General features: G+C 55.7%; 20 protein-coding genes and 1 tRNA gene. 18 read left to right on the top strand and 3 right to left on the bottom strand.

Annotated features, from left to right (window positions below; genetic code table 11):
• The first annotated feature begins 211 nt into the window (after positions 1 to 211).
• Positions 212 to 1,993, top strand: a complete 1,782-nt coding sequence (locus P8Z34_03735; GenBank protein ID MEJ2549777.1) for a M3 family oligoendopeptidase — start codon at positions 212 to 214, stop codon at positions 1,991 to 1,993.
• A 111-nt stretch (positions 1,994 to 2,104) separates the two neighbouring features.
• Here P8Z34_03735 and P8Z34_03730 read toward each other — a convergent pair.
• From P8Z34_03730 to P8Z34_03720, 3 genes are all read right to left on the bottom strand, one after another.
• Positions 2,105 to 2,193: transfer RNA gene (locus P8Z34_03730), tRNA-Ser, on the bottom strand.
• Positions 2,194 to 2,226: 33 nt separating this feature from the next.
• Positions 2,227 to 3,627 carry an MBL fold metallo-hydrolase gene (locus P8Z34_03725; GenBank protein ID MEJ2549776.1) on the bottom strand — a complete coding sequence of 467 codons (1,401 nt, stop codon included), beginning with the start codon at positions 3,625 to 3,627 and terminating at the stop codon, positions 2,227 to 2,229.
• Between the two features lie 7 nt (positions 3,628 to 3,634).
• A complete protein-coding gene (locus tag P8Z34_03720) occupies positions 3,635 to 4,783 on the bottom strand; it encodes an HRDC domain-containing protein (protein ID MEJ2549775.1) in 1,149 nt (382 codons plus the stop codon).
• A 244-nt stretch (positions 4,784 to 5,027) separates the two neighbouring features.
• On the opposite strand from P8Z34_03720, the gene P8Z34_03715 reads away from it, so the two are divergent.
• The 17 genes from P8Z34_03715 (at position 5,028) to nrfD (ending at position 22,992) form a co-directional block, all read left to right on the top strand.
• On the top strand, positions 5,028 to 6,008 hold the full coding sequence (locus P8Z34_03715; GenBank protein ID MEJ2549774.1) for a zinc ribbon domain-containing protein: 981 nt from the start codon (positions 5,028 to 5,030) through the stop codon (positions 6,006 to 6,008).
• 107 nt (positions 6,009 to 6,115) lie between these two features.
• The gene (locus P8Z34_03710) at positions 6,116 to 7,615 is read left to right on the top strand and encodes a sensor histidine kinase (GenBank protein ID MEJ2549773.1); all 1,500 of its coding nucleotides are present in this window, start codon (positions 6,116 to 6,118) and stop codon (positions 7,613 to 7,615) included.
• Positions 7,587 to 8,237, top strand: a complete 651-nt coding sequence (locus P8Z34_03705; GenBank protein MEJ2549772.1) for a response regulator transcription factor — start codon at positions 7,587 to 7,589, stop codon at positions 8,235 to 8,237. The genes P8Z34_03710 and P8Z34_03705 overlap by 29 nt, the downstream gene beginning before the upstream one ends.
• Before the next feature lie 496 nt (positions 8,238 to 8,733).
• Positions 8,734 to 8,916 (top strand): hypothetical protein, encoded by a 183-nt coding sequence (locus P8Z34_03700; GenBank protein ID MEJ2549771.1) that lies wholly within the window; start codon positions 8,734 to 8,736, stop codon positions 8,914 to 8,916.
• Positions 8,913 to 9,518: a cytochrome b N-terminal domain-containing protein gene (locus P8Z34_03695; GenBank protein MEJ2549770.1), complete on the top strand. Its 606-nt coding sequence runs from the start codon at positions 8,913 to 8,915 to the stop codon at positions 9,516 to 9,518. The genes P8Z34_03700 and P8Z34_03695 overlap by 4 nt, the downstream gene beginning before the upstream one ends.
• Entirely contained in the window at positions 9,511 to 10,500 is a 990-nt protein-coding gene (locus P8Z34_03690) for a hypothetical protein (GenBank protein ID MEJ2549769.1), read from the top strand. The genes P8Z34_03695 and P8Z34_03690 overlap by 8 nt, the downstream gene beginning before the upstream one ends.
• 83 nt (positions 10,501 to 10,583) lie before the next feature.
• Positions 10,584 to 12,644, top strand: coding sequence for a transketolase (gene tkt / locus P8Z34_03685; protein ID MEJ2549768.1), 2,061 nt, complete (start codon positions 10,584 to 10,586; stop codon positions 12,642 to 12,644).
• Between the two features lie 218 nt (positions 12,645 to 12,862).
• A complete protein-coding gene (locus P8Z34_03680; GenBank protein MEJ2549767.1) occupies positions 12,863 to 14,215 on the top strand; it encodes a phosphomannomutase/phosphoglucomutase in 1,353 nt (450 codons plus the stop codon).
• Positions 14,216 to 14,467: 252 nt separating this feature from the next.
• Positions 14,468 to 14,992: an inorganic diphosphatase gene (locus P8Z34_03675; protein MEJ2549766.1), complete on the top strand. Its 525-nt coding sequence runs from the start codon at positions 14,468 to 14,470 to the stop codon at positions 14,990 to 14,992.
• A 491-nt stretch (positions 14,993 to 15,483) separates the two neighbouring features.
• Complete coding sequence (locus P8Z34_03670) at positions 15,484 to 16,107, top strand: DoxX family protein (protein ID MEJ2549765.1); 624 nt, start codon at positions 15,484 to 15,486, stop codon at positions 16,105 to 16,107.
• Positions 16,108 to 16,189: 82 nt separating this feature from the next.
• Positions 16,190 to 17,311, top strand: a complete 1,122-nt coding sequence (locus tag P8Z34_03665; GenBank protein MEJ2549764.1) for an AI-2E family transporter — start codon at positions 16,190 to 16,192, stop codon at positions 17,309 to 17,311.
• Positions 17,312 to 17,398: 87 nt separating this feature from the next.
• Entirely contained in the window at positions 17,399 to 18,100 is a 702-nt protein-coding gene (locus P8Z34_03660; GenBank protein MEJ2549763.1) for a VIT1/CCC1 transporter family protein, read from the top strand.
• Positions 18,101 to 18,331: 231 nt separating this feature from the next.
• Positions 18,332 to 19,252 carry a cation diffusion facilitator family transporter gene (locus tag P8Z34_03655; GenBank protein ID MEJ2549762.1) on the top strand — a complete coding sequence of 307 codons (921 nt, stop codon included), beginning with the start codon at positions 18,332 to 18,334 and terminating at the stop codon, positions 19,250 to 19,252.
• A gap of 435 nt (positions 19,253 to 19,687) precedes the next feature.
• A complete protein-coding gene (locus P8Z34_03650; protein ID MEJ2549761.1) occupies positions 19,688 to 20,020 on the top strand; it encodes a hypothetical protein in 333 nt (110 codons plus the stop codon).
• 26 nt (positions 20,021 to 20,046) lie between these two features.
• Positions 20,047 to 20,976, top strand: coding sequence for a cytochrome c3 family protein (locus P8Z34_03645; GenBank protein ID MEJ2549760.1), 930 nt, complete (start codon positions 20,047 to 20,049; stop codon positions 20,974 to 20,976).
• Complete coding sequence (locus tag P8Z34_03640) at positions 20,969 to 21,745, top strand: 4Fe-4S dicluster domain-containing protein (GenBank protein ID MEJ2549759.1); 777 nt, start codon at positions 20,969 to 20,971, stop codon at positions 21,743 to 21,745. Before P8Z34_03645 ends, P8Z34_03640 begins: the two co-directional genes overlap by 8 nt.
• On the top strand, positions 21,742 to 22,992 hold the full coding sequence (gene nrfD, locus P8Z34_03635; protein MEJ2549758.1) for a polysulfide reductase NrfD: 1,251 nt from the start codon (positions 21,742 to 21,744) through the stop codon (positions 22,990 to 22,992). Before P8Z34_03640 ends, nrfD begins: the two co-directional genes overlap by 4 nt.
• The last annotated feature ends 19 nt before the right edge of the window (positions 22,993 to 23,011 follow it).

Below are 23,011 nucleotides of genomic sequence, written 5' to 3'. Positions count from 1 at the left end.
CGTTGATCGAACTGGGCGGTTTGGCGCCTGCGAGGGCCGAGGGAAAATTGCGTCTGGAAGGAAAGGATTACATCGTTGAGGACGGAGATGTAATCTATGTTCGATTCAATGTTTAGAGGAATGTACCCGAAATCGAAGGACATTCACCTGCCACGCCGATACAATAGTAGATGTCCGGTCATCAATCATGTCGTTTCACGAGGAGCGTAGGATGAGTTCGAAAACGTATAAGCAGGAGCGCTGGAGTCTGGCGGATTTATTCGAATCGCTGGATTCACCCGAGGTGGAGCAATCCCGTCAGGAGCTCGAAACGATTTTGAGCAGCTTCGAGGGGTATCGAGAAAAGCTGAGTCCGGAGTTGGAGGATCGACTTTTTCTATCGATCCTCGAGGACTATGAAAAAGCGGTTCGGGTGCTTTCCCGTCTGGGCGCCTACGGATCCTTGCGTTTTTCGGAAGACACACAGGACCAGGCGGCCCAGACCTTTCAGGCGCAGATGCAGCAGCTATCTGCGGACGTGGACAACCGCATGATGTTCTTCACCCTATGGTGGAAGGGACTGGAGGACGTCGATGCGCAGCGGCTGTTGGATGTCTCCGGCGATTACCGTTACTGGCTGGAAGCGCTGCGGTTGAAAAAGCCTTACACATTGACGGAACCCGAGGAAAAAGTCATCAACATCAAGGACGTCAACGGGCCGCAGGCGCTGGTCACGCTGTATCAGTCGATCACCAACCGCTATACGTTTCCGTTGGAGGTCGATGGAGAGGTAAAAGAACTCACGCGGGGTGAACTGGCGGTTTATGCACGCAGCCCGGAAGCGGATCTGCGGGAGGCTTCGTATCGTGTTTTCAATGAAGTATACGATCGTGACGCGGTCATCCTGGGCCAGATCTATCAATTCATCGCCCGTGATTGGCGCAGTGAGGGGATGGATTTGCGCGGTTACGCCTCACCGATTTCCATTCGCAACATCGCCAACGACGTTCCCGACGAAGTCGTGGACACACTGCTCGAGGTGTGCCAGAAAAATGTGCCTTTGTTCCACCGCTTCTTCAGATTGAAGGCGAAGTGGATCGGCATGCAGAAACTGCGCCGCTATGACATCTATGCGCCGGTCGTCAAGACCGAAAAGACCTATGACTTCAACCAGGCCGTAGATATGGTGCTGGACAGCTTCGCGGAATTCGACCCGCGTGTGGCGGAATTGGCACAGAAAGTCTTAGACGAAAGGCATTACGACAGCGAAGTGCGAAAGGGAAAACGCAGCGGAGCGTTTTGTGCCACCGTAACCCCCGCCCTCACGCCGTGGGTGCTGCAATCGTATCAAGGAAAACCGGAAAACATCGCCACGATGGCGCACGAGCTGGGGCATGCCGTCCATTCTTTATTGGCGAACCATCACACCGCACTCACGCAGCACTCCTCGCTGCCGCTCGCAGAGACGGCCTCGACCTTCGGCGAAATGTTGTTGATCGACAAACTGCTTTCCATGGATCCCGACGAGGAAGTGCAGCGCGACCTGCTTTTCCGTCAGATGGACGACGCCTATGCCACGATCATGCGCCAGGCGTACTTCGCCCTGTTCGAACGCCGGGCGCACGAGCAAATTGCGCAAGGGGCGAGGGTCGATGAGCTTTCGGCGCTGTACCTGGAGAATCTGAAGGATCAATTTGGCGATTCGCTCGAGTTGAGTGAGGATTTCCGCGTGGAGTGGGTTGCGATCCCGCATTTTTACTTCGCGCCTTTTTATGTGTATGCCTATTCCTTCGGCCAGCTGCTCGTGCTCTCGCTCTACCAACGTTTCCTGGAGCAGGGTGATGCATTCAAATCCGGCTATCTCGAGCTGCTTGCGGCAGGCGGCTCGAGGTCGCCGGAGCAAATTCTGACCCAGGCGGGATTCGACGTTCGCTCGGAATCTTTCTGGCAGGGCGGGTTCGACGTCCTGAAAGCAAGTTTGGAACGGCTGGAGGCGCTCGAAATCCCGAGCTAGGTGCCGGCCATGCTGCCGCAGTAGGTGGGCATGACCCGTGCGAGGAATCGCTCCTGCGCGGGAAAATATAAAAATTCGGAGTCATCTCGACTCCGAATTTTTTCTATCAGGCGGAGAGGGTGGGATTCGAACCCACGGTGGCCCGAAAGGACCACAACGGTTTTCGAGACCGCCCCGTTCAACCACTCCGGCACCTCTCCCCGTACCGTGATGCGATTATAGCGCGGGCCGGTCTAGATTTCCACTTCCGTCCCCAATTCGGGATACTGCACTTTATCGAAGCCTTGCTCCTTTATTTTTTCCATCAGTGCGGCGGCGGATTCCGGCTCGCCGTGCACCAGAAAAATACCTTTCAAGTTGTTCTTTGCCTGTAAAGCATATTCCAGCAGGAGTTCTTTTCCGGCGTGTGCAGAGAGTCCGTTGATGGTGACCACTTCCGCGTTGACCGAGTAGGTATCTCCGAAGATTTTTACTCTCTTCACCCCTTCGACCAGTCTCCGCCCGAGCGTGTGAGGCGCCATCCAGGAAGTGATGAGTACGGTGTTGCGGGGGTCTTCGATGTTGTTGCGCAAGTGATGCAGGATGCGTCCCACTTCGGCCATGCCGGAAGCCGAGATGATCACTGCGGGTCCCTCGAGCTTGTTGATTTCCTTGCTCTCCTCCACGGACCGCGTGTAGCTGAGAAGATCGAAGCCGAACGCCGAACCGTGGGCATCCTTCCGCATGAATTCCAGAATCTGCTTGTCGAAGCATTCGGGATGGGCGCGGGTGATGTCGGTCACGTTGATGGCGAGCGGGCTGTCGACGAACACCGGTACGCGGGGGATGTCACCTTCGCTGATCATGCGGTGCAGGTAATAAACCAGCGTTTGCGTCCGGCCGACGGCGAATGCGGGGATGATGATCTTGCCGTCTCGATGGACGGTGCGCGTGACGGTATCGCGCAGCTTTTCGTATGCCTGCTGCGGCGGGTCGTGCGAACGGCTGCCGTAAGTGCATTCCATGATCAGGTAGTCGAGGTCCTCGGGCGGCAGCACGGGGTCGCGCAAGATGGGCAGGTTGAAGCGGCCGATGTCTCCGGAAAACATCAAGCGAACGGCGTGGTGGTTTTCTTCTAAATCGAGAATGATCCCGGCCGATCCGAGAATGTGTCCTGCCTCCACCAGGGTCGCCCGCGCGCCGGGCACCGGTTCGAAGGGTGTATCGTATGCTTCAGGCGTGAGGTACTGCGTGGCTTGCTCGGCATCGGCAACGGTGTAGAGCGGTTCGACCGGTGGATCTCCGCGGCGTTCTCGTTTCCTGTTTATATATTCGACGTCCGCCTCTTGAATGTGGCCGGCATCGCGGGTCATGATGTCGGTGAGGTGGATCGTTGCCTGCGTGGCGTTGATCGGACCTTCGTAGCCCTGGCGGACCAGGTTGGGTAAATTGCCACAGTGATCGATGTGAGCGTGGGAGAGAACGACAGAATCGATCTTCCGGGGAGCGAACGGGAAATTGAGATTCCGTTCGTAAGTGTCTTTACGATGGCCTTGATACAGTCCGCAATCCAGCAGCAATCTATGCTTGTTGAGGCTGATCAGGTGTCGTGAACCGGTAACCGTTTGCGCAGCGCCGTGGAATGTTATTTTCATAATGGCCTCATTCGGTGGAATCGTCGTGCTCCCATAGGACACGCAGGATCATTTCCCCATATCGATTTGCGCGCCAGGTCAGGGGCGACATCACGCTGTGCAGCGCTTTGAGGCTGCGTGGTGCAGATTTGGCAATGTCCATCAATATCTCACGCGGCAGGATGATGTCCGAATCGACTTTGTGAGATCGGGCTGTACGTTTGCGCCATTCGTGCAGCGCTTCATACCTGGCGAGGACCTCGTCGTCGGTGTGGTTGCCTCTTGGGCGATGCGGAAGCGGGTCTTCTTGTCCGAGACGCAGGGCTTCGAGGATACCTTCCCCGAAGCGGCGGATTTGCCCGGCCGTCATGCCGTGGATGTCGTTCAAATTCTTGATTCGATCGGGGGCGGCAGCGGCCAGATCGTGAAGCGTCCGATCTCCCATCACCTTGAAGGCCGGTCGATCCATACGCCTGGCCTGCGAATCTCGAAGGATGTAAAGGCGGCGGAGCAGCGCCAATTGTCGTGGCGATAGATCGCGCGCATTGCGGATCCGCCAGAATCCATTGGGATCAAAGCCGTTTTCGTGGGGTTGAATGCGGGTAATGTATTCGGATGCTTCCAGTGCCTCTTCCAGGCGCCCAGCTTCTTGGAGCGCGGAATATAAACGATGGCGCAGAGGGATGAGGTAGTACGTATCCAGGCGGGCGTAATCGAGCCATTTATCCGGAAGAGGTCTTCTCCCCCAGTTGGACCGCTGGTAGCGCTTATCGATTTCCACCTTGAATTCCGCCGCAATCAGATCGCGCAGTCCGCTGCGTTTCCCGCCCAGCGTACGGCTGGCGATGCGAGTGTCGAACAAATTGTGAAAAGTGAATCCGAAATCTCGTTTCAAACACATTATGTCGTATTCTGCACTGTGGAATATTTTTTCAATTTTCGGATTGCTGAATACGGGCCCCAGTTCGCTCAGCCCCGAAAAAGCAAAAGGATCGACCAGAAAGTCGATTTCCGGTATAGAGAACTGAATGAGACACACTCGTTCCCTATAGACGTACATGCTGTTCGATTCGGTATCTACGGCAACGAGAGGTTGTGCGGAAAGGGATTTGACCATAGAGTGCAGCGAATCGGCGTCGGCGACAAGCATTGGCGGTTTAAGTTGGGTAGAATTCATGGATATCATTATACACGCTCGGTCAGAGATCACGGCAGGTATTGACGGTTAAGCATTTTCGAAGGAGAGATTCACCGAAACGTTCTCGGCAAAGTGCGGAAAGTGGGTCAAAATTGACATAATGTGGTGCGTGTGTTAATAATATACATGTTGCGTGTACGCTTTCCATTGACTGTATCCCTTGCATCTAACGGGCAAACGCCCGGCTTTTAGAGAATTGAACCGAGGAGTGAGTAGATGATGCGTGTCGCAGGCCACGGTCTGGCTGGGATACGGATTGCAGGACTTTAATATGTCTGAGGCCAATCATCGATTCCGAAAAATTGAACGAATTTTCTTGCGCGTGTTCCTGTTCATTGCCTTGTGTCTCGTGCCGCTCTCGACGATGGCACAGGTAGCACCCCGCGTGAAAAGCCTCGAGATCGCCTTGTGGCCGGAGTACGATCGATCCGAGATGCTCGTCATCATGCGCATGCAGTTGGCGGACGACGTTCCCCTGCCGACGACCGTCGAGCTTCCCATTCCGACGCGTGTGGGGGAGCCCTCGGCCGTCGCAAAATGGGATCCGGTATCCGGACCGAACGATCAAGTCCAATGGGACCGGATCGAGGGGGACGAATGGAGCACGATTACCGTACAAATCGACGTGCCCGGGGTTTGGATCGAATATTACGATGCGCTTACGCTGGATGGCAGTGAACGAAGCTATTCGTTTCAGTGGCCGGGGGGTTTTGATATCGAATCGCTGCGCTTCAGGGTGCAGCAGCCGAAGGTGGCGGAGTCAATGAGCGTCTCGGGTGCGACGGATGTTGTCGAGGAGGACGGCATCCTGTATCACATCATCGATGTTGGCGCCCTGAATTCCGACGAAGGCTTTCGGGTGGATGTCTCTTACAGCAATCCGAGTGGGCAGCTCACCAATCCGGCGCTGATTGTCCGGCCCGAGGAAACGAGTGGAGGTACGCCGGACATAAGCACCTGGCTGCCGTACGTGATTGGTGGATTTGGCGTTTTGATGCTCGTACTGGGCGCGATCTTGTGGGTACGCCTGCGGCAGGGTGTTGAGAGTGGTACTCCACGACGCCGAAATCGCCGCAAATCGAAAGGTGAATCACGATCCGCAAGCGCCGAAGGGGAACGCAGGTTCTGCCATTATTGTGGGACTCCAGCGAATGCGGAAGATAACTACTGCCGCAGTTGCGGAACGAAACTGCGCAGAGGTTGATGCTCCGCGATGCGATGAGGCTGGGCACGAATCTGCGGTACGTATTGCGATCAAGTAGGTGATGATTGATTTCATCCGGCCGGCGTAAGTTAGCAAACGAGTAAAACGTGCAACCGCCTTTCATATCTATCGTCTATCTGTTTTACGGTCTGGCCTTCTTCAGCATGGGCCTGGCGATCACGCTGGAAGCGGGGCGAGGCAGCGATGAAAGATTGCGCAACGCCCTGCGTCCCCTGGCCGGATTCGGTTTGCTGCATGGTTTGCACGAATGGATCGAGATGTTCCTGATCTTGCGCATTCTGCCGATACAGGAGGATGTACAGCTTCTTTTGGAGAGCGCACGTGTGGCGATATTGGCGTTCTCTTTTCTCAGTCTGGCGGCATTCGGCGCCTCGTTGCTTTCTCGCGACCAGCGGACCCGGCGGTTGAGTCTAATGGTGCCTCTGATTTTGGCCGCAATCTGGGGATTTGGCTTGCTGCTGTTGAAAGGCGATTATCCCATTCCAGAAGAACTCTGGGATGTGGCGGATGTATGGAGCCGGTATTCGTTGGCCATCCCTTCGGCGTTGTTCGCCTCGGTTGGGTTGATCGCGCAGCAGCGCGCCTTCCGACGAGTGGGTTTGGCCCGCTTCGGTCAGGACAGTCTATGGGCGGCGGTCGCCTTCGCCTGGTATGGCATCATTGGACAAGCCTTCACACGCCCCAGTCCACTGCCGCCTTCCAACGTGATCAATCAGGTTTTGTTTCGGGATCTTTTCGGGTTCCCCGTTCAGTTGATGCGCGCGGTTGCCGCAATCCTGGCCGCGGTTTTCGTGACCAGATTCTTACGCTCCTTCGAGGTGGAGCGACAGCGGCAGCTTTCCGAACTGCAGGCGGAGCGGCTCAAGGAAGCGCAGCGAAGGGAAGCCATGCGCGGAGAATTGCTCAAACGAGTCGTCGCAGCGCAGGAAGCGGAGCGGCAGCGCATCGCCCGCGAGCTGCACGACGAGACGGGGCAGGCGATGACCGCAATTGGGCTGGGTTTGCGAGGCATCGCGACCAATTTGCGCGGGAGCGAGGGAAAAGTGACGCAGAACCTTCACCAGTTGGAGGAACTCATCGCACATTCTCTGAATGAACTGCAGCGCATCATCTCCGATCTGCGTCCCTCCCATCTGGATGACCTGGGACTTGCCGCTGCGCTGCGTTGGTACGTCGGTGAAATCCAGCAACGAGCGCCCCTCAAGGTGAACGTGCATATCGAAGGCGAGCACATCGACTTGCCGCAGGAAATGAAAACGGGACTTTTCCGCATCGTGCAGGAAGCGCTGACGAACGTCGTCCGACACGCCGATGCGGAAAGGGCGGACGTCTACCTGCGCTACGGAAAACACAATATCTGGCTGGACGTGATCGACGACGGCGTCGGCTTTAGTCTGACGCTTGCGAGCATGGATTCGAAACGACCATCCTGGGGTTTGGCAGGCATGGAGGAGCGGACACACGAATTGGGAGGCAAGTTCGCGATCGAGTCTCAGCCGGGAGAGGGAACGCGGGTCAGTGTTGTCATCCCGTATCAGGAAAATGGAGAGGAAGACGATGACGATTCGTCTAATGTTGGTGGATGACCACGAAGTCGTCCGATCGGGCATTCGTATGCTGCTGGAAGACGAAGCCGATGTCGAGATCGTTGGAGAATTCGGGTCGGCTCGAGAGGCTCTGGATGCGCTGACCAAGCTCCGGCCGGACGTCGTGTTGATGGACATCGGCTTGCCGGACATGTCGGGGATCGATGCGGCAAAGGAAGTCAAGCGTTTACGGCCGGAAACGGCGATCGTGGCATTGACCATCCATGAGGATGAAGAATACTTTTTCCGCATGTTGGAAGCAGGTGCGAGCGGATACGTCCCGAAACGGGCCGCCCCGGAAGAACTGCTCACCGCCATCCGGGTGGCAGCGCAGGGCGAGGTCTATCTGTATCCCTCCATGGCCAAATTGCTGGTGAGCGATTATCTGCAGCAGGATGAGACTTCACGGGACGAGCAGGCACTCAATGGATTGACGGCCCGTGAGCAGGAGGTGCTTGCCCATTTGGCCGACGGCGCCCGGAACATCGATATCGCCGAAACGCTGGGGATCAGCCCCAAAACGGTCGCACGCCACCGCGAGAACATCATGCGCAAGCTGAACCTGCATTCACGGACGGATCTGGTGAAATACGCCATTCGCAAGGGGATCATTCAGGCGTAAACCCAATTTCAGCAACTTCCTTCGGTGTGATTCCGACCCGTCGATTTGGATTTTGAATCCACTATTCACACGCGTTTCCAACGCACACGTGCAGTGCGCCTTCGTTAATTAACCCACCGAAATCTCCGCGGTAAGGTTTTTTCCCGGTGTATGCGCATGGAAACTTCGCGTTCTGATCCGGCTTTGTAATTGCTGGATTTCACGCCACATTTCTGGCGGTTGAGAAAAACGCAGCGACGGCGGTTCTGTTTTCTTCGATGAACCACGAAGAATACGTGTAATGGCAATCACAGAAGGGGAAGCGCTCTCCTGGGATGCTTAAGGTTTTCATAATTCTAGGTTGAGACGTTCGTAAAGACAGATCACAGTCGTTTGAGGTTGAATTTATATCAGGAAGCATCGAAGGATAGATGGTTGGATTGGCGGCGCATCAGGGCGTAATGGTAGAAGGTAGCCCTTAATACGCGTACAGGCCAGCCAGTAAGGAGTGAATGCGATGGATCAACTTCCACCAAGTATGTTGGACACAGTTCCCCATGTTATCTTCGGAATATTCAACCTGGCAATCCCGAGTATCATCGCCTGGGCCGGGGTCGTGGCGGTTTTCTTCTTGTCCGCCTGGTCCCGCCTGCCGAAGATCTTTGAACCGGCAGTTGTTCGTGAGGAGGTAGACAGGTGAATCTTACGCGTAAGATTCAACAGGGAATCCGCGAAAACTTAACATTGGATGATCTGCTGCCGACGAGCATGCCGGTCTACGTCAATTCGGTGGCCTACCTGTTCGGGGTATCAGCTCTTTCGAGTCTGGTCGTGCTCGCCTTGTCGGGCGTGATCATGGCGATCTTCGGACCTACGTGGTATCACAACTCTTCCACCGGGCATTTCATCAATTCCGTCCATTTTTGGGCTGTACAACTGCTTTTCTTCAGTCTGCTGGCGCACATGCTAACGAAAATATTCATGTCGGCCTGGCGTGACGGACGCTGGAAGACCTGGTTTGTCGGGACGATCACCTTCGTAATCGCCGCACTCGCAGCCTTGACCGGCTTTCTGGCGCAAACGAACTGGGATTCGCAGTGGATTGCCGTGCAGGCCAAGGATTTGATGAACGCGGTCGGCTTGGGAGCGCTGTTCAATCCGATGAATATCGGACAGGTGCTGTCGATTCATCTGATCGTCTTGCCGCTTCTGATCGCGGGGCTCGTCGGTATCCATTTGCTGTTGGTCCGCAGAGAAGGCCCGGTCAAACCGATTCCCGAACAAGGGGCATCCGATGAATAAACGAGCCAGTGCGTACCTGAGGAACATTCCCAGCAAACCCTATGATTTGATCCGGGAAGGACTGATCGTGCTCGGGGTTATTTTGTTGATTGCAATCGTCCTGGCTGCAGTTTTGGGATCGCCGGATTATCCTACGGTGCGGTCGGAAGACGTCGCCCGGTATGCGCCGGTCGCTTTACTCAAAACCAGCGCGGGCATCCTCGCCGGAAAGAGCAGTCTGCAGGATTATGGACCTCCGTATTCCGCCGACCCTCAGAACGCCCAGAGATTACTGGGCATCGCACCGGCGAATTGGTTTGGGGTCACGAATCCCATCGACCCTGCGGAAGATTTGATCCTGAAACCGCTCGAACGGGCGGCGGTGTTGGATGCAGATGTCGAAGCGGCGCTGTCCCAATACCGCGCCGCGACGAAGACTCAGCGTCAGCAGTGGTTGTCCGCTTATTTGGCAGCCCTGGATCAGGCGCAGGTTTCCAACGGAGAGGTGAAGCTGCCGGATGGCCAATACGGGCCGGTTGAAGTGATGATGCAGGGCATGCTGAACCTGGGGAAAGCAGGGTTATTGGAAGGCGCCATTGATAGTGGGCCGAGCTTGCCGTACCTGCTGGACACGACGCGATCGCTGCTGTTCTTCCAGGACGACGTGGATCAAAGCGTTGCGCAGAAATTGGATATGTTGGGCGAGCAGTGGGGTATGAGCCACGAAACCGGTCCTTACCCGGGCGGCTGGTGGCTCTGGCCTTTCGTGTTCCTGTACCAGATCCCTGCTATCGCCGATTCACCCAACGCTGACATTATCGCGGCTGCGGTCCTGGCTGTAGCATATCTCATCTTGATCTTTCTACCTTTGATTCCCGGTTTGCGCGATGTTCCGAGGCGCATCGGGGTTCACAAGCTCATCTGGCGGGATTGGTATTCGCGATCGGATTCATCTCCATCGATGGAAGCGAAAGGTGAAAAAGACGTCCGGTCACGCCCGTAGAGCCGATAGGAATTCAATACACGGTCCCGAAGAACGATGGAAAGATTTTCTTGGGTCGGGGCGACTTATTTTGGAGGTTCATCATGACGACGAAGGCGAAAGCAGAGTCGATTGCAAACGAACGAGAAGAGTTGGATCTCAAATGTATCAACACGCTGCGTTTCCTGGCAGTCGACGCAGTCGAGCGGGCGAAGTCCGGGCATCCGGGTCTTCCCATGGGCTCGGCGACGCTCGCCTATACGCTCTGGGATCGCTTCCTCAAGTTCAACCCGAAAGATCCTGCATGGCCGGACCGGGACCGATTCGTACTTTCCGCAGGTCACGGTTCGATGCTGCTGTACGCTCTTCTTCATTTGACCGGCTTTGACCTTCCGCTCGAGGAGTTGAAGCGTTTCCGCCAGTGGAGCAGTCAGACGCCGGGTCATCCGGAATACGGCAGGACTCCGGGAGTGGAAGCGACGACCGGGCCTCTGGGACAGGGATTCGGCAATGCAGTGGGCATGGCCATCGCCGAGGCCGCATTGGCGGCGCGATTCAACCGCCCCGACCACACGATCGTCGATCATTACACGTACGTGCTCGCAAGTGACGGGGATCTCATGGAGGGCATTTCTTCCGAGGCGGCATCGTTGGCGGGACACCTGCAGTTGGGGAAGCTGATCGTGCTGTACGCCGACAACCAGATCACGATCGAGGGTTCGACCAAACTGGCATTCAGCGAAGACCGCATGGCGCGCTTTCGCGCCTATGGTTGGCAGGTACTTCACGTCGAGGATGGAAACGACGTCGAAGCGATGTCGTCCGCGATCGATGAAGCAAGACGGCATACCGATAAGCCCACCTTAATCGACGTGCGCACCCACATCGGCTACGGCAGTCCTGAGAAGCAGGATACGGCAGCGGCACACGGCGAACCTTTGGGGCACGATGAAGTGCTGCGAACGAAGGAAAATCTCGATTGGCCCCTGGAACCGGAATTCTATATCCCGGCGGAGGTCGAAGCTCATTTCAGAAAAGCCGTTGAACGCGGTGGTGAAGCCCAGGCGGCGTGGCAGGAAGATGTGGGGCGCTACATCGAAAAATTCCCTGAACTCGCTGCGCAGTACCATCGCACGGTGGAAGGTAAATTGCCGGAAGGTTGGAGCGACGATATACCGGAATTCAAATCAGATCAGGGAGAAATGTCGACCCGCGTTGCTTCCGGCAAAAGTATAGAGAAGTTCGCCGAGTATTTGCCTGAATTCATGGGTGGTGCAGCGGATCTTTCCCCAAGCACGCACACCCACATACCCGGCAGTCCCGATTTCGAAGCCGGGAGTCACGAAGGCCGCAACATGCATTTTGGCATCCGCGAGCATGCCATGGGTGCGATTCTGAATGGGATGGCGCTGCACGGTGGCCTGATTCCATTCGGGGCCACTTTTCTCGTCTTCAGCGATTACATGCGGCCCCCCATGCGCCTGGCGGCCATGAGCGGTCTGCCGGTGATCTACGTGTTTACCCACGACAGCATCGGGCTGGGGCAGGATGGTCCGACCCACCAACCGGTCGAGCAGCTGCTCGGGTTGCGTTCCGTTCCGGGCTTGACGGTCATTCGACCCGCGGATGCGAACGAGACAGCCCTGGCCTGGAAGGTCGCATTGGAGCAACGGGAAGGCCCCGTCGCTCTCGTGCTTACCCGGCAGAAGCTTCCGATACTCGACCTCGAGAAATATGAGGTGCTGCGCGCCGGCTTACGCTTCGGCGCTTACGTGCTTGCCGAAAGTCCAAACCGAGAATCGCCACAGGTCGTACTTGTGGCTTCGGGATCGGAAGTACACCTGGCTCTCGAAGCGCGTGAGAGACTGGCACAGGAGCAGATTTCAGCCAGCGTTGTCAGCTTTCCTAGCTGGCGATTGTTCCAAGCCCAACCGATGGAATACCAGAGGGAGGTATTTCCGCCGGGGATTCCAATCGTCGCCATCGAGGCGGGCCTCTCTCTTGGTTGGGTGCCATACGTGGGTCAAGGCGTGTCCGCGATGATCGGTGTGGATAAATTCGGGGAATCAGCACCGGGGGACATCGTCATGCGGGAATACGGTTTGAGCGTCGAAAATGTCTGCCGGCAGGTGGAGAAACTGATCGATCGAGAGAAAGCCACCTGAAAAACAAACGCAGTTTGGATCATCGTGAAGATCCTGAGTCCTCGAGCATAACCCGACCGGACGTGGGGCGTGTGTTATCTTGAGGGCTCCTTTTTAGGCATATTTAAGCTGGCGATAACCGAACCATAAAGCAAAAATCCGCAGAGTTGGATATTATAAAAAATAGACCGGTGACGACAGCACCGAAAAACTCAATAACATCAAAGGTGAACATACTCATGGCAGGCATTTTCAAGGCATACGATATTCGCGGCCTGGCACCGCAGGAGATTAACGCAGAAATCGCACGAAAAATCGGTGCCGCCTTCGGCCAATATCTGGAAGGTGGACGAATCGTGATCGGGCGCGACATGCGGGAAACATCCGCCTCTCTGGCCACAGCTCTGGCTGCAGGCGCCTTGAGTTCCGGGCTGCAGGTCTTCGATATCGGCATGGCAACCACGCCCATGCTGTACTCGGCCATCATCCGGCGTGATTTTCGGGGAGGCGCCATGATCACGGCTTCCCATCTTCCTAAACAATACAACGGCATCAAGCTCTGCCGAGAAAAAGCGATCCCGCTCAGCGGGGATCAAGGGCTGCCGGAGATCGAAGCATTGACGCGGCACATTGATACCCCGCCTCAGAGTCAGAGCCAGGCACAGAAAATCGATTTCCTGGGTGATTACATCGATGAATTGTCGACGTTCATCGAAGGGAACGAGCATCTGAAGGTGGTGGTGGATGCCGGCAACGGGATGGGTGGATTGGATACGCCTCGCTTGATTCCCAGATTCGAACATTGTGATTTCATCACCATGCTCATGAATCCGGATGGTGAGTTCCCCGTTCACGTTCCCAACCCTGCCATCCCGTCGACCACCGAAAAATTGCAGGAGCGAGTGAAGACTGAAAACGCAGCGTTGGGCATCGCCTTCGACGGCGATGGAGATCGCTGCGGTTTTATTGACGAGAAAGGGGGACGCATCCCCGCCGATTTGATGATCGCCGTTTTGGCGGAATACTTTCTGGCGAAATCGCCCGGCGCGACGATCCTTTATGATCTCAGATCGAGCCGCGCCGTCCCGGAGCGGATCAGGGAGCTCGGCGGCAAGCCTGTAAAGACCCGAGTCGGCCATTCATTCATCAAGAGCAAGATGCGCGAGGATTCCGCCGTATTCGCCGGCGAGTTGTCGGGGCATTACTACTTTCAGGACCTTGGGTACATCGATTGTGGATTGATGGCCATGGTTGTCATGCTGAATTTATTGGGCAAGAAACAGCAATCCATGAGCGAACTGGTGCGTCCATTGATGAAATATGCACGATCAGGCGAAATCAACATTTCTACGAAAGAGCCGGATCGCATGCTGGAAGTTCTGGCCTCGGCATATAAGGATGGCGAGCAGGTCCACCTGGATGGTCTTTCCGTCGAATATCCTTCCTGGTGGTTCAACTTGCGCAAATCTAACACCGAGCCGGTGGTCAGATTGGTGATCGAAGCCGACAATGAGGACATCTTGGCGCAAAAGAAATCGGAACTGATGGAAATCGTCCACCAGAACGGTGGTGAGGTGGCTGACTCGGAATAATTGGCTTCATACTCTTTGGTAAAACGCAATAATGAAATCCGATAGCACGTCGATAAAAATGGAATAACGAGCGAGCTCGGACGATTTGGGCGGCAAGATGCTTGCAGAAGCTGCTTCAGAACGAAAACAGGTACGCTGTGTGCGACATGGAGAGGAGGGGAATCTATCTCGTGCAATAATTTTGGTAAAGCATTTCATTCGAATCCGAGGCGAACATGCAATACGCCATAGATAGGGAACGGGTTGAAAAAGATGGATTATTGGCGAGATCTACCGACAGGCCCTAGCCCGCCAGAGCAGATTTATGCCGTCATCGAGTGCCCGAAAGGGTCGGAGAACAAATATCAGTTCGACACGGAAAAATCGGCCATCGTGTTGGATCGGGTACTATATTCCGCGATGCATTATCCGGGAGATTACGGCTTCATTCCGCGTACGCTTGACCAGGATGGGGATCCACTCGATGTGCTCGTCCTGGTTACCAATCCGACGTTTCCGGGCTGTATCATCTCCGTTCGTCCGATCGGCGTCCTGCAGATGGAGGACAATAACGATCGCGACGACAAGATTTTGGCCGTACCGATTCATGACCCCAGATTCAATGAATACAAAGGATTGGACGATCCTGCAAAACATATCCTCGAGGAAATTGCCTATCTCTTCAAAACATACAAAGAACCCGAGGGAAAGCATGTGGAAGTACTCGGCTGGCAGGGATTGGAACACGCAAAAGACACGATCATCTCGTGCCAGAAGCGATTCGATGAGCTGACTTGAGCTCATCGCGTTGATGATCTACCCCGTGGCGTTTTTTTAATGCCTCTTCGGATTCACATGACGCTTTTCACCCCCGGTTCTATTTAAGCCTGGCCGGACATATGCAGCTAGCCACATCCATGTCTATTGGCTGCTCGAGCGGTTCACGGTGTTCGCGGTGATGCTCGTTGCCGGCACACCCGCAGCGTTGCGGTGTATTTTCTGGTAGAACCCGAAAAGGCGGAGCGGCCCGGCAGTACCTTGCGGCCCTCGTGAGATCGTTGTCACCACAAGACCTCGAATTTCCACTTCTTGCAGTATGTGTTCGGGGTGGATTTACCCGCGCATTCTTTCCGCAGATTGGCCGGGACGTTCGCGGCTGTTCTAAGTAACGCTTAATTTGTTCTTTATACTGACATAAAGACGCTCGGACTGCTTCTGCGGGAGAATAACGGATGAGGCAATGAAAGAAGGCCTTACGAGTGACGATATAGTAGGAGGTTATGAAGATAATGCGAAGTACTGAGCGGAAGGACAAGATGGAACAACCGGAAGTCGTGCACATTTCCGAATCGCCATTTTCACGTGCCTTGTTCGGTAACGTGCGTTGGGCTTGGTTGTGGTTGCTTACCCGTTTGGCTGTCGGATACCTCTGGATTCATGCAGGATGGGGAAAATTGCATAATCCGGCCTGGGTCGGCGCCAATGCCGGTACGGGATTGAACGGATTCATACAGGGTGCGCTGCAGAAGACCGGAGGTGCGTATCCCCAGGTTCAAAGTTGGTATGCGTGGTTTCTCAGCAATGTCGTTCAGCCGAATGTACGCATCATGAGTTACGTGGTATCGCTCGGGGAATTTCTCGTCGGACTGGCGCTGATCCTGGGCATCTTTGTGGGCATCGCCGCATTTTTCGGCGTGGTCATGAACGTCAATTACCTGCTGGCCGGATCGATCAGTATGAATCCCCTCATGCTGCTGGGTGCAATCCTGTTGGCGTTGGCCTGGCGAACGGCCGGGTGGATCGGCTTAGACCGATGGGTACTCCCTGCTCTCGGCACCCCCTGGAGTCCGGGTTACGTTTTCCACATCCGACATGGCTCTCCGCGAAAAGACCACGAACCGCTTTCGGCGTGAGAAAGTTGGAGGAAATGCTTATCGGAAACGATTGCCGATTCGATCCTTCTTTGGACGCACGAATTTTTACAGAAGGGCAGCCATGAAGCATCCTGTAACCTTGGACGAGGAAAACAACGACCAGATCGATGAAGATGCATCCGGCCCGCGATGGGAACGCGTGCGGATCGTTGCCGCCAAACCCCTACGGCTGTGGCTAATGCTTTTCACGTTGGGAGCGGCGTTATGGGTCGTCATCCATAATTTTTCCCTGCTCTTCGAACTCATGGCCATGCTCTTCGGTGCATTGTTGTTGATGTTGGGGATGGAGCCGGCCATACAGCGCATGGAAAAGTGGCACATCCCTCGTTCACCGGGCGTCCTCCTGCTGTATTTATTGCTTTTGGCGATTGTCCTGGGAATCGGCGAGTTGATGCTACCCCTCTTCAATGCGGAGCTTGCGACGCTGCAATCCCAAGGTCCGGCGCTGTGGAATTCGATAACGTCCAGCCTGGCCTCGACGCCGCTCATCGGACAGCTCATCCCATCGGCGGGTGACGCAGCGACTGTAGTCTCACAGCGTCTCTCTACCGTGGTTCAAGCGGTGTTGGGGACGGTGGGAAGTGTGGGGAACGCCTCGTTGGATATCGGCATCGTTTTTGTCTTGGCATATTTCTTCGTGGTTTCGAAAGACAGCTTTTTGGAACACCTGCCGGAATGGATCCCGTCCACAAGAAGCGCCGAAATGCGTCGGATAAGTCTCCGTGTGCTTGTGGGCCTCGGGCGTTGGGTAAGAGTCCAACCGCTGAAAATCCTTTTTTATGCAGTCGGGTTCAGCACCGGTTTGGCTATCCTGCGGGTTCCTTTCGCATTGGCGATCGGACTGGTTGGCGGCATCCTCAGTATTGTGCCCATTCTGGGTGAATTCGTCGCTGCTTTGTTGAGCGTGTTGAGCGCTCTGACGGTAACACCGATCCTGGCACTGTGGGCTCTGCTGGTCATCGTTGGCCTGACCGAAGTGCAAATCCACTTGATTTCACCGGTGCTGTTCGGCCGTGCGCTGCAGCTTCATCCGGCGATCGTGCTCATGGCAACGGTTTTCGGATTCAAGGCCGGCGGTCTGCTCGGCCTGCTGTATTCCATCCCGTTTGCCGTGGTGGCGATGGTGTTTCTGGATGAGGTTCGGCCGTTGTGGATGGGCAAAGGTGAGGCGGTTGATTCGTAGACTATTCGATTGCGTCTTAACGGTGTCTTCACCTGGAAAAGCAAATTTCAGCGCGGCACATCAGGATCCGGATTGGGAAGCGTGTCGATGACGGTGAGTGTGCAACCCCATAAAGAGGAACATTTCCAGGCTTCGAACGTCCTGCGGGACATCGTGATCGGAATGTCGGATGGTCTCACCGTTCCGTTTGCGCTCGCAGCCGGGCTGACCGGCGTAGGTGCATCCACGAAGATCGTCGTAACGGGCGGGTTGGCGGAAATTGCCGCCGGATCGATTGCGATGGGACTGGGTGGTTATCTCGCTGCCCGCGGCGATGTAGAACATTATCGCGTCGAGCGGGAACGCGAGTGGCGTGAAGTGCGTGAAATTCCCACTGCTGAGCGGGAGGAAGTGGCCAACATACTCCATGATTACGGACTTTCCGAGGCCGCCGGGAGGGAGGTGCTGGACGCATTCGAACAGGATCCGGAACGCTGGGTCGATTTCATGATGCAGTTCGAGCTTGGCCTGGAGAGACCCACACCGAGCCGGGCCGTGGAAAGTGCGGGGACGATCGCGCTCGCGTACGTCGTTGGCGGATTCATCCCGTTGCTTCCCTACATCTTGCTGCAGAATGTGGGTAATGCATTCTATGTTTCGATAGGGGTTACGTTGACGGCGCTGCTGGTATTTGGTTTCATCAAAGGCCGCGCCATGGGTGTGCCTGCAGGACGTTCGAGTATGCAAACGGGTCTGGTCGGCGGCCTGGCAGCGGCCGCAGCCTATGCGCTGGCGCGTTTGATCGGCTGATTCGCTGATCGATCGAGACAGGAAACCTCCGTGTTGCGGATCTGTTTGCCAGCAGGATAAAAGGGACGCCGGAAGGAAATCGGAAGGGCGTGCATCTGATAATCGCTCCAAACATCCATCACCGTTATCGGGGAACCGAAACCAAGTCGGTATGGTGGGCGAATGATGGGTTTTCAGTGCGTTTGATATGAACGTGGGCGCCGAAAAAGAATACGGTCAAAGAACATATCCATGGCGGCTGAATTAGAGGACAAACCGATTACGGTGTACGCAGCGATTGGCGCGAATACGCTGGTGGCATTGAGTAAATTCGTCGTCGCCGCAATTACGCACAGTTCGGCCATGCTTTCCGAAGGTATCCATTCATTGGCGGATTCGGGCAACCAAGGGCTGCTGCTGCTCGGTATCCACTTGGCAAAACGGCCGCCAGACGACGTCCATCCATTTGGGTATGGAAAGGAGATTTACTTCTGGAGCCTCATCGTGGCCATCATCCTTTTCGGTGTGGGTGGCGGCGTTTCGCTCTACGAAGGGGTCAATCATTTGATTCGACCCACAGAGATCGAGGATGTCGTGGGCAACTACATCGTCCTCGCACTGGCGGCGGTATTCGAATCGATCTCGTTTCTTGTCGCCCTGCGGGAACTGCGAAAAACCATGCCCACCCAAAATATATTCTCCGCAGTACATACCAGCAAAGATCCCAAGCTGTTCCTCGTTTTGTTCGAAGACACGGCGGCGTTGGCGGGCTTGCTCGTCGCTTTTCTGGGCATTTTTATTGGACAGCAGCTCTCATTACCGGCCCTCGACGCGGTGGCCTCGTTGATCATCGCTGTGATCCTGATGACCATGGCGGGAATTCTGGCGTATGAGAGTCGCGAGCTGCTGCTGGGTGAGGCCGCCGATCCGGAGATCGTGTCTTCCATAAGGCAGATCGTATCGGGCGACGATGCAATCCTGGACGTGCACAGGCCCATGACGATGCACCTGGGGCCGGACGATGTGTTGTTGAACATGAAGCTGACGTTCAGAGAGGACCTGACGTCCGGCCAAATCGCTCGGGCCATCGATCGAATCGAGAGTAAAATCGGCTCGCGCTATCCTCGGATCAAGCGTATCTACCTCGAAGCGGAGACGTTCAAACAAGAATGAACCCGACGTAAACATAGGATGTGGTTTTTCGATCTCTTCAGATCCGTGGACGATTTCAATTCGGGGAAGAGGTGTCGCCCGGCGCAACCGGAAAGCCCGTCGTGTGTGTACGACGGGCTTTTTTTATGCCACATGGGTTGCATTACCCACATTATTCCCCATTTTATGGTACGACGCGTGGGGTGTTTGTACCATATTTCACATATTTCGTGGGGCACTCACCCAATCGAAAAATCGGGTGAGTGCCGGATTTACGGACCGAGTTTCAAGTCCTACGATATAGATGAAATAAAAGGCGAAAGGAGGATTGGAAATGAAAACAGAATTTGCGCTGATTCTCCTGACACTGATTCGAATAGCACTCCCGGCCTCGCTTCTGTTGATGATTGGTACATGGTATGAGCAAGGCCAGAAGAGTGGGAAAGGAAGAGGATGATGGAGGCGTTTTGGAATGTACTGCTTGTTATGTTGGTGCGTTTTGGAATCCCGGTCCTGCTGACAGTCAGCGTGGTGTATTTTCTGCGCAAACTGGATGAGCGTTGGCAAAAAGATTCTGAGGCCCTTATTCTCGAAGCGTCCAGCCTCGTACCGCCCATCCAATGTTGGCTTCTCAGAGACTGTCCGAAGACAAGAATGGAACAGTGCCCGGCATACAAAGAAGGCGGAAAACCGTGCTGGCAGTTCTTTCGAGATCAGCAAGGGCAGTTGCGTGAAGACTGCATCGATTGTGATGTTTTTCGCGATGCGCCGGCTCTTACCCAGGCATGAAAACCTCAATCGAGGAGATGTACACGATGACGAAACGATGGATCAGAATGGCCTGCTTTGGACTGTTGTTTGCCGTTCCCATGGCCGTAACTGTGTTTACTTTCTCCTACAGCAGCGCACAAGCACAGTTCACCGCAACATCCACCGAGGACTGCCAGATCTGCCACGCAGGATTTCAGGAGGCGTGGGAAGAAGGCTCGCATGGACACTCCGTCAGCGATCCGGTTTTTCAGGAAGCCTGGCTGGAGCAGGGGCAGCCTGCGATGTGCATGGGCTGCCATACGACGGGGTACGACCCCGACTCTGCTACCTGGGATGAAGACAAGATCAGTTGCGTGGCTTGCCACAGTCCGATACCGGATGACCATCCTGCGGAACCGATGCCCGCCGATCGATCGGCGAATTTCTGCGGCACTTGCCACACGGAGACGTACTTCGAGTGGCAGGTGAGCGGTCATCGAAAGGCAAATCTGACCTGCATCGGATGCCACGATCCGCATGAGACGAGTCTGAAGTCGAACGACGCCTCGATGCTCTGCGCAACGTGTCATCGCGATCGGGCTTCCAATTTCGCCCACTCCGCGCACAGTTCGGAGGGTCTGACCTGTGCCGATTGCCACATCAGCCCGGTAGAAGGGGCATCTGGCGAGAAAGGGCACGCTGTACGCGATCATAGCTTCAACGTGCAGCTGAGTACGTGTAACGCCTGCCATGCCTATCAAATGCACGATCCGGTTCAGGTTCACCCCGAAGCCGAGAGTGCGCAGGCGGAGGTCGGTGTTACCTCGACGGAAATGGCGCTCATCAGCGACGATCCCGGAAATGTCAACCCACTCGGTTTTGCCACGCTTGCCGGCTTGGTCGGTATGGCGGCCGGTATGATCCTTTCCCCGTGGCTGGAACGTTGGTACCAGCGATTCAATGGCAGGAAGGAACGAGGTGAGGACGATGCCTGATCAAGCTGTCGATCGAAGGGGGTTTCTGAAGACAATCGTCGCCGCCGTCACGACGTATCTCGGCGTGCGTTGGGTGAAGGATGCCTCGGCGTCTTCTGGTCCTGAAGGATCCAGCCCGCATCGTTGGGCGATGGTGATCGACCAGCAGGCTTGTACCGGCTGCGGTTACTGCACGCTGGCCTGCCGGGCGCACAATGATGTCCCACCCTGGATATCCTGGAACACGGTGGTCGAGGCGGGAGAATATGGGGGTGAAACCATGTACCTCGCTCGGCCCTGCATGCACTGCGATCACCCTGCATGTGTCGAAGTCTGCATGGTGGGCGCCTCCTACAAGCGTGCAGACGGCATCGTGATGATGGATTACGACAAATGTATCGGTTGTCGATATTGCGAGGTGGCTTGTCCCTATCGCGCCCGGTCTTTCAACTGGAAAGCATTTACCGGACCCAATCCGGCCGTTCCGGAATGGGGACAACCCGAGGTGGAACGGCGGCCGCGCGGAGTCGCCGAAAAATGTTCGTTTTGTTACCAGCGAATCGATCGGGGCATGGCGTTGGGCCTGACGCCGGGTATGGACCCGGAGGCGACCCCCGCATGCGTTGTCGCTTGCCCCGTCGGGGCACGCCTCTTCCGAGATCTGAACGATCCCGATTCCAAAGTCAGTCAGATGCTGAAGTCCATTCCATCCTACCGCCTGCGCGAGGACCTGGGAACGGAGCCGCGTGTGTATTATCTGCACGTCCGCGATCAGGAGGTGAACGCATGAAGGCCAGGATAAAATCTATCAGGTTCACCCGGTTTCAAACCTGGTTGTTCATCCTTGCCTCGCTGATGGTGGCGGGCGTGATCGCGGCTTTTGTCGTCTTCACCCAGGGATTGATCGTCACCAACCTGAGCGACCTGGTACCCTGGGGTCTGTGGATCACGATCGATCTGTCTTCGATCGCCTTGAGCGCTGGAGCGTTTCTGCTTTGTGCCGCCGTTTACTTGCTGGGTCTCAAACGTTTCCAGCCTGTTGCGCGCACAGCGACGTTCATCGGCTTGATAGGCTACAGCATGGCGGTGTTGACACTGCTGCTGGATATCGGCCGGCCCGATCGATTCTGGCATGCGCTCGTGTTCTGGAATCCGCACTCCGTACTCTGGGAAGTTACCATGTGCGTGTGCCTGTATCTGACGGTACTGGCGGTAGAGGCTGCACCCATTGTCGGACAAGCAATCTGGATGCAGCAACGTTGGCCGCGCCTCGCACGACGGCTCGAGTCGCTGCACCGCTTTGCACCGTATCTCGCGGTTGCGGGATTGCTACTCTCGATGCTGCATCAATCATCCCTGGGAGCCACATTCGGTGTGTTGAAAGCGCGCCCGATCTGGTATCGCCCCGGGTTGTCGGTTTTGTTCATCATCTCGGCTGCCGCAGGCGGCATCTCGTTCACGACTTTGATCTCCATGCTAACGGCGCGCCTAAGTAACAAGGCGCGGGTCGACGATCACTTGCTCGAACGGCTTGCCCAGATTGTTGGCTGGATTCTCGTTGGCTACCTGTACTTCCGCTTCTGGGATGCGTTTTCCATGACCTACACGTACCAACCAGGCCGCACCGAGGGATTGGCCGTGCTGACCTCCGGTCCTTTGGCGCTGAATTTCTGGGTTGGGGAAATCGTCGTGGGCGCCTTGATACCTGCCGTGCTTTTACTCAACACCCGCACACGCAGCAAGCCGACGTTGCGGATGCTGGCGTTGGGCATGGTAGTGATCGGCCTCGTCGCATACCGCTGGGACGTGACGCTTGCCGGTCAGGTAGTGGTCATGTCCTACCTGCCGCAATCGACTGCGACCATGTACACGCATTATTTTCCTTCGCTTATTGAAATCCTCACCGGGGCCGGCGTCGTTGCCTACGGTTTGATGGCAATTACACTCGGTGTACGCTATTTCAACATCGTGGAACACGAAGAACCCGAGCATGAAATGAATATCGATAAAGCCTACGCAGCGGCTTCAGCGGATTGAGGGGTAAGTCCCCCGCCGG

Source organism: Anaerolineales bacterium, assembly GCA_037382465.1.
GTDB lineage: Bacteria > Chloroflexota > Anaerolineae > Anaerolineales > E44-bin32 > WVZH01.
Note: the sequence above shows the minus strand (reverse complement) of the source record. Positions and strands in the feature narration are given on the sequence as shown.